This is a genomic window from Streptomyces sp. NPDC088747, from assembly GCF_044751025.1.
Lineage (GTDB): Bacteria > Actinomycetota > Actinomycetes > Streptomycetales > Streptomycetaceae > Streptomyces.
Genome location: NZ_JBIVKZ010000009.1, coordinates 354,881 through 362,389, shown reverse-complemented (window position 1 = coordinate 362,389; position 7,509 = coordinate 354,881). Strand labels below are relative to the sequence as shown.

Sequence of the window (7,509 nt, the reverse complement as noted above, 5' to 3'; positions counted from 1 at the left end):
TCCCAGAAGATCGACGTGGACGCGCGCGGCGAGATCCTGGAGCTGAAGAACACCCTCAACACGATGGTCGACCAGCTCTCGAACTTCGCGGAGCAGGTGACGCGGGTGGCCCGAGAGGTGGGCACCGAGGGGCAGTTGGGCGGTCAGGCCGAGGTGCAGGGTGTCTCCGGCACCTGGAAGGACCTCACCCAGTCGGTGAACTTCATGGCCAACAACCTGACCATCCAGGTGCGCAACATCGCCGAGGTCACCACGGCGGTGGCCAAGGGCGACCTGTCGAAGAAGATCACCGTCGACGCGAAGGGCGAGATCCTCGAACTCGTCACCACCGTCAACACGATGGTCGACCAGCTGTCCAACTTCGCGGAGCAGGTGACCCTGGTCGCCCGCGAGGTGGGCACCGAGGGCAACCTGGGCGGGCAGGCGCGGGTGCCGGGTGTCACGGGCATCTGGAAGGACCTGAGCGACAACGTCAACGTGATGGCCAACAACCTGACCAACCAGGTGCGGAACATCTCCCAGGTCGCGGCGGCGGTGGCCAACGGCGACCTCACCAAGACGGTCACCGTCGAGGCGAGCGGCGAGGTCGCCGCTCTCGCCGACACCGTCAACACGATGGTGAAGACGCTGAGTTCGTTCGCCGACCAGGTCACCAAGGTGGCCCGCGAGGTGGGCACGGACGGCATCCTCGGTGGCCAGGCGCACGTACCGGGAGTCGCCGGCACGTGGAAGGACCTCACCGAGTCGGTGAACGGCATGGCGTCGAACCTGACCGGTCAGGTCCGCAACATCGCGATGGTCACGACGGCCATCGCGAAGGGCGATCTGACCAAGAAGATCGACATCGACGCCCGCGGCGAGATGCTGGAACTCAAGACCACCATCAACACTATGGTCGACCAGCTCTCCTCGTTCGCCGAGGAGGTCACCCGGGTGGCCCGCGAGGTGGGCACGGAGGGCCAGTTGGGCGGCCAGGCGCGGGTGCGGGATGTCGACGGCACGTGGCGCGACCTGACGGAGTCCGTGAACGAGATGGCCGGGAACCTCACCCGGCAGGTACGCGCGATGGCGCGGGTGGCGACCGCGGTGACCCGCGGCGACCTGAACCTGAAGATCGACGTGGACGCCTCCGGCGAGATGCAGGAGCTCCAGGACTACATCAACAAGATGATCGCCAACCTGCGCGACACCACCATCGCCAACAAGGAACAGGACTGGCTCAAGGGCAACCTCGCCCGCATCTCCGCGCTGATGCAGGGCCGCCGTGACCTTGAGGACGTGGCGTCGCTGATCATGAGCGAGCTGACTCCCGTCGTCGCCGCGCAGCACGGCGCGTTCTTCCTGTCCATGCCGATGGTGGACGGCAAGGACAGCGGCTTGGAGGACGAGGGCGCGTACGAGCTGCGCATGCTCGGGTCCTACGGCTACTCGATGGGCTCCATGCCGACGTCGTTCCGGCCCGGTGAGGCGCTGATCGGCACGGCGGCCAAGGAGAAGCGCACGATCCTGGTGGAGAACGCCCCGAGCGGCTATCTGAAGATCTCCTCCGGGCTCGGGGAGGCGCCCCCGGCACAGGTGATCGTCCTGCCCGTGCTCTTCGAGGCGACCGTGCTCGGCGTCATCGAGCTCGCGTCCTTCACGCCGTTCACGCAGATCCAGAAGGACTTCCTGAACCAGATCGCCGAGATGATCGCGACGAGCGTCAACACCATCTCCGTCAACACGAAGACGGAGGTGCTGCTGAAGCAGTCGCAGGAGCTGACCGAGCAGCTCCAGGAGCGGTCGGCGGAGCTGGAGAGCCGGCAGAAGGCACTCCAGGACTCCAACGGCCAGCTGGAGGAGAAGGCCGAGCAACTCGCCCAGCAGAACCGCGACATCGAGGTGAAGAACACCGAGATCGAGGAGGCCAGGCAGGTCCTGGAGGAGCGCGCCGAGCAGCTCGCGGTCTCGATGCGCTACAAGAGCGAGTTCCTGGCGAACATGTCGCACGAACTGCGCACACCGCTCAACTCCCTGCTGATCCTGGCCAAACTGCTCGCCGACAACGCGGACACGAACCTCACCCCCAAGCAGGTCGAGTTCGCCGAGACGATCCACGGCGCGGGTTCCGACCTGCTCCAGCTGATCAACGACATCCTCGACCTGTCGAAGGTCGAGGCGGGCAAGATGGACGTGTCGCCGACCCGCATCGCGCTGGTTCAGCTCGTCGACTACGTGGAGGCCACTTTCCGCCCGCTGACCGCGGAGAAGGGCCTCGACTTCTCGGTACGCGTGTCGCCGGAACTGCCCGCCACGCTGCACACCGACGAACAGCGTCTCCTCCAGGTGCTGCGCAACCTGCTCTCCAACGCGGTGAAGTTCACCGACTCCGGGGCGGTCGAGCTGGTGATCCGGCCGGCCGGCGCGGAGGTGCCGGTGGCCATCCGGGAGCAGCTCCTCGAAGCGGGTTCGCTGCGGGACGCGGACGCGGACCTGATCGCGTTCTCCGTGACGGACACCGGCATCGGGATCGCGGCCAGCAAGATGCGGGTGATCTTCGAGGCCTTCAAGCAGGCGGACGGTACGACCAGCCGCAAGTACGGCGGTACGGGCCTGGGGCTCTCCATCTCGCGGGAGATCGCGCGGCTGTTGGGCGGTGAGATCCACGCGCAGAGCGAACCCGGACGCGGCTCCACGTTCACGCTGTATTTGCCGCTGCACCCCAGTGAACTGCCTCCCCAGGGTTACGGGCAGCTCGCGCCGGCCCTGGAGGCGGGGGAGTTGCTCGCCTCCGAGGCGGAGCTCGCCGGGTCGGGTATCCAGATGCCGGCCGAGGTGAAGTCGTACCAGGAGACCCAGAACGGGCCCGCCGCGCTCTTCCGGCGGCGCCGCAGGACGGTGCCCGCCGACGAGCCGAGGACGGCGCAGGCCGGGCAGCCGGGCGGGACGCTGGAGCAGTGGGCGCCCGCGGGCCGGCCGGAGGCGACGCCGCAGCCCCGTCGCGGGATCCGGTTCGAGGGTGAGAAGGTGCTCATCGTCGACGACGACATCCGCAACGTGTTCGCGCTGACCAGCGTGTTGGAGCAGCACGGCCTCTCGGTGCTCTACGCCGAGAACGGCCGCGAGGGCATCGAGGTCCTGGAGCAGCACGACGATGTGACGGTCGTTCTGATGGACATCATGATGCCGGAGATGGACGGTTATGCGACGACGACGGCGATCCGGCGGATGCCTCAGTTCGCCGGGCTGCCGATCATCGCGCTCACGGCGAAGGCGATGAAGGGCGACCGCGAGAAGGCCATCGAGTCGGGTGCTTCCGACTATGTGACCAAGCCGGTCGATCCCGACCATCTGCTCACCGTGATGGAACAGTGGATGCGTGAGCAGTGACACTCTCGCATCGGAAATCGTGTACGACGGTCCGCTTCCGGATAACTCACTGTGGCCGACGCCGTGTAGAAGCACGGGATTCGGGGAACCTTCTGGTCTCCCACCGCGTTTCTGCTACGTGCACAGTGACATCGCGGTGACAGGGTGTGGCGACAGGCGGGGTGCGGCTACCATGACCGGCACAAGGGCGGGCGACGCAACGGAGTCGTCCCCTGGGGTGGCGCCCGGTGCACTGCCGGGGCGAGGAGGGCGGGCCATGGTGCAGAAGGCCAAGATCCTCCTGGTCGATGACCGGCCGGAGAATCTGCTGGCGCTGGAGGCGATCCTCTCCGCGCTCGATCAGACACTGGTGCGGGCATCGTCCGGGGAGGAAGCGCTCAAAGCACTACTCACGGACGACTTCGCGGTCATTTTGCTGGACGTCCAGATGCCGGGCATGGACGGTTTCGAAACCGCCGCGCACATCAAGAGGCGGGAACGGACCCGGGACATCCCGATCATCTTCCTCACCGCCATCAACCACGGCCCGCATCACACCTTCCGGGGTTATGCGGCCGGCGCGGTGGACTACATCTCCAAGCCGTTCGACCCATGGGTGCTGCGCGCGAAGGTCTCGGTCTTCGTCGAGCTCTACATGAAGAACTGCCAACTCCGGGAGCAGGCGGCGCTGCTGCGGCTCCAGCTGGAGGGCGGCGGCGGCAAGGCGACGCTGGGGGACACGAAGGAGCCCGCCGGGCTGCTCGCCGAACTCTCCGCGCGGCTCGCGGCTGTTGAGGAACAGGCCGAGGCCCTGTCCAAGCAGCTCGACGACGACTCGGCGGACGCGGCGGCAGTGGCGACAGCGGCCCATCTCGAACGCAAGCTCACAGGCCTGCGCAGAGCGCTGGACGCGTTGGAACCGGGCACGGGGAACGGTGCGGCGTCGGTGCCGTCGCAGAACTGAGCGGGTCCCGGCCGGCACCGTCGAGGAACCCCGGACCTGCTCGGACCGGCCGCGCGCCGAGGGCGGGTTCGGCCGGGCCGCCGAGGCGCGGCCGGGTGTGCCGGGCGGGGCAAGGCCGGTGAGGCGGCGTCAGTTCGGCGTACGAGTTCGGGCGACACGAACGGGTGAAGCAGTAGGCACACGTGTCCGCTGTCGTCTCCACCGGTAACCTCACACACATGGCCTCACGTCAGTCCGCAGCCAGGAAGCCGCCCGCGAAGAAGACGGCCGCTCCGACGAAGGCCCCCGCGAAAAAGGCCGTCGCCAAGAAGGCGCCCGCCAAGAAGGCCGCGGCGAAGAAGCCCGCACCCGCGCCGGCGCCCAGTCCGACCGCGGGCGTGTACAGGCTCGTGCGCGCCCTCTGGCTGGGTGTCGCGCACGCCGTGGGGGCGACGTTCCGCGGCATAGGGCGGGGCGCGAAAGGGCTCGACCCGGCGCATCGCAAGGACGGTCTCGCTCTGCTGCTGCTCGGCCTCGCACTGATCACCGCCGCGGGCACCTGGTCCAACCTCCAGGGCCCGGTCGGCGACCTCGTCGAGATGCTCGTCACCGGCGCCTTCGGCCGCCTCGACCTGCTGGTCCCGATACTGCTCGGAGTCATCGCGGCCCGGCTCATCCGGCATCCCGAGCAGCCCGAGGCGAACGGCCGCATCGTGATCGGCCTGTCCGCGCTCGCCATCGGGGTGCTCGGCCAGGTCCACATCGCGTGCGGGGCGCCCGCGCGCAGCGACGGCATGCAGGCGATAAGGGACGCGGGCGGCCTCATCGGCTGGGGCGCGTCCACTCCACTGACGTACACCATGGGCGATGTGCTCGCCGTCCCGCTCCTGGTGCTGCTCACGATCTTCGGCCTGCTCGTCGTCACGGCGACGCCGGTCAACGCGATTCCGCAGCGGCTGCGGCTGCTCGGCCAGAAGCTGGGCATCATCCAGGCCGACGAGGAGGACTTCCTCGACGCGGACGACGAGCGCTACGACGAGCAGTGGCGCGAGGCGCTCCCCGCGCGCCCCAGGAAGGGCTCACGCGCCCCCGAGGAGTACGACCCCGACGTCGCCGAGCAGGAGGCGCTCAGCAAGCGCCGTGGGCGCCCCAGACGGCCCGCCGTGCGGCAGCCCGACATGAACCGGCCGATGGACGCGGTGGACGTAGCCGCGGCCGCCGCCGCGGCGCTCGACGGGGCCGTGCTGCACGGGATGCCGCCCTCGCCGCTGGTGGCCGACCTGACGCAGGGCGTCGGTGGCGAGCGGGACGGGTTCGAGGAGACGACGCCGGTCCCGGCCGCGCGCGCCAAAGTCGTTCCCGGGGCCAAGCGGCCCAAGCAGGAGATGCTCAAGGCCGAATCCGTCGTGCCCGACCTCACCAAGGCCGCGCCCGAGGAACCGCGCGAACTGCCCCCGCGCGCGGAGCAGCTCCAGCTCTCCGGAGACATCACCTACTCCCTGCCCTCGCTCGACCTCCTCGAGCGCGGCGGCCCCGGCAAGACCCGCAGCGCCGTCAACGACGCGGTGGTCGCCTCCCTCCAGAACGTCTTCATGGAGTTCAAGGTCGACGCCAAGGTCACCGGCTTCACGCGCGGGCCGACGGTCACGCGGTACGAGGTCGAGCTCGGCCCCGCCGTGAAGGTCGAGCGGATCACGGCACTCGCCAAGAACATCGCGTACGCCGTCGCCAGCCCCGACGTGCGGATCATCAGCCCGATCCCCGGAAAGTCGGCGGTCGGCATCGAGATCCCGAACTCCGACCGCGAGATGGTCAACCTCGGCGACGTGCTGCGCCTCGCGGACGCCGCCGAGGACGACCACCCGATGCTCGTCGCGCTCGGCAAGAACGTCGAGGGCGGCTACGAGATGGCCAATCTCGCGAAGATGCCGCACGTCCTGGTGGCCGGCGCGACCGGCTCCGGCAAGTCCTCGTGCATCAACTGCCTGATCACGTCCGTCATGGTCCGCGCGACCCCCGAGGACGTGCGGATGGTCCTCGTCGACCCCAAGCGCGTCGAGCTGACCGCGTACGAGGGCATCCCGCACCTGATCACGCCGATCATCACCAACCCGAAGCGGGCCGCCGAGGCGCTCCAGTGGGTCGTACGGGAGATGGATCTGCGGTACGACGACCTCGCGGCGTTCGGGTACCGGCACATCGACGACTTCAACGAGGCCATCAGGAACGGCAAGGTGAAGCTGCCCGAGGGCAGTGAGCGCGAGCTGACGCCGTACCCGTACCTGCTGGTGATCGTCGACGAACTCGCGGACCTGATGATGGTCGCGCCGCGCGACGTCGAGGACTCGATCGTGCGCATCACCCAGCTCGCGCGTGCGGCCGGCATCCACCTCGTGCTGGCCACACAGCGGCCCTCCGTCGACGTCGTCACCGGTCTGATCAAGGCGAACGTGCCGTCCCGGCTCGCCTTCGCCACCTCCTCGCTCGCCGACAGCCGGGTCATCCTCGACCAGCCCGGTGCCGAGAAGCTGATCGGCAAGGGCGACGGGCTCTTCCTGCCGATGGGGGCGAACAAACCCGTCCGGCTCCAGGGCGCCTTCGTCACCGAGGACGAGATCGCGGCGGTCGTGCAGCACTGCAAGGACCAGATGGCGCCGGTCTTCCGTGAGGACGTCACGGTGGGCACCAAGCAGAAGAAGGAGATCGACGAGGACATCGGCGACGACCTCGACCTGCTGTGCCAGGCGGCCGAACTGGTCGTCTCCACCCAGTTCGGGTCCACCTCGATGCTCCAGCGGAAGCTGCGCGTCGGCTTCGCGAAGGCCGGGCGCCTGATGGACCTGATGGAGTCCCGCGGCATCGTGGGTCCGAGCGAGGGCTCCAAGGCCCGTGACGTGCTGGTGAAGGCCGACGAGCTGGATGGTGTGCTGGCCGTGATCCGCGGGGAAGCCGAAGCGTAGGAACGCGGGGAAGCCGAAGCACACGAGAAGCAGGAAGCGAAGCACAGGAAATCAAGACAGGACGGCCGGCTCCGCGGATGAGATCGCCGTGAACGGGTACCTGAACGTGACTCACCCGTAAGGAAACGGTGAGCAACCGTTTCCCTTCGTCGCGCGTCAAGTTGAGGGAGGGGACACGTACGTGTCCCAACATCAGGATGACCGGCCATTCTGATGGCGTAAGAAGTCCCACCGCCCGGTTGCCCCACCCTCTCGTAC

The 7,509-nt window shown here is 68.3% G+C and carries 3 protein-coding genes; all 3 read left to right on the top strand.

What is annotated here, in order from left to right:
- The coding region (locus ACIP79_RS23105; RefSeq protein ID WP_401226244.1) for a HAMP domain-containing protein at window positions 1–3,369 on the top strand (3,369 nt) is incomplete at its 5' end.
- Between the two features lie 256 nt (window positions 3,370–3,625).
- Window positions 3,626–4,312 carry a two-component system response regulator gene (locus ACIP79_RS23100; protein WP_401226242.1) on the top strand — a complete coding sequence of 229 codons (687 nt, stop codon included), beginning with the start codon at window positions 3,626–3,628 and terminating at the stop codon, window positions 4,310–4,312.
- A gap of 218 nt (window positions 4,313–4,530) precedes the next feature.
- The gene (locus ACIP79_RS23095; protein ID WP_401226239.1) at window positions 4,531–7,251 is read left to right on the top strand and encodes a DNA translocase FtsK; all 2,721 of its coding nucleotides are present in this window, start codon (window positions 4,531–4,533) and stop codon (window positions 7,249–7,251) included.
- Window positions 7,252–7,509: the final 258 nt, after the last annotated feature.

Excerpts from the sequence above, each read along its gene's own strand:
- ACIP79_RS23100 (WP_401226242.1), top strand. The coding sequence starts at position 3,626 with ATGGTGCAGAAGGCCAAGATCCTCCTGGTCGATGACCGGCCGGAGAAT.
- ACIP79_RS23095 (WP_401226239.1), top strand. The coding sequence starts at position 4,531 with ATGGCCTCACGTCAGTCCGCAGCCAGGAAGCCGCCCGCGAAGAAGACG.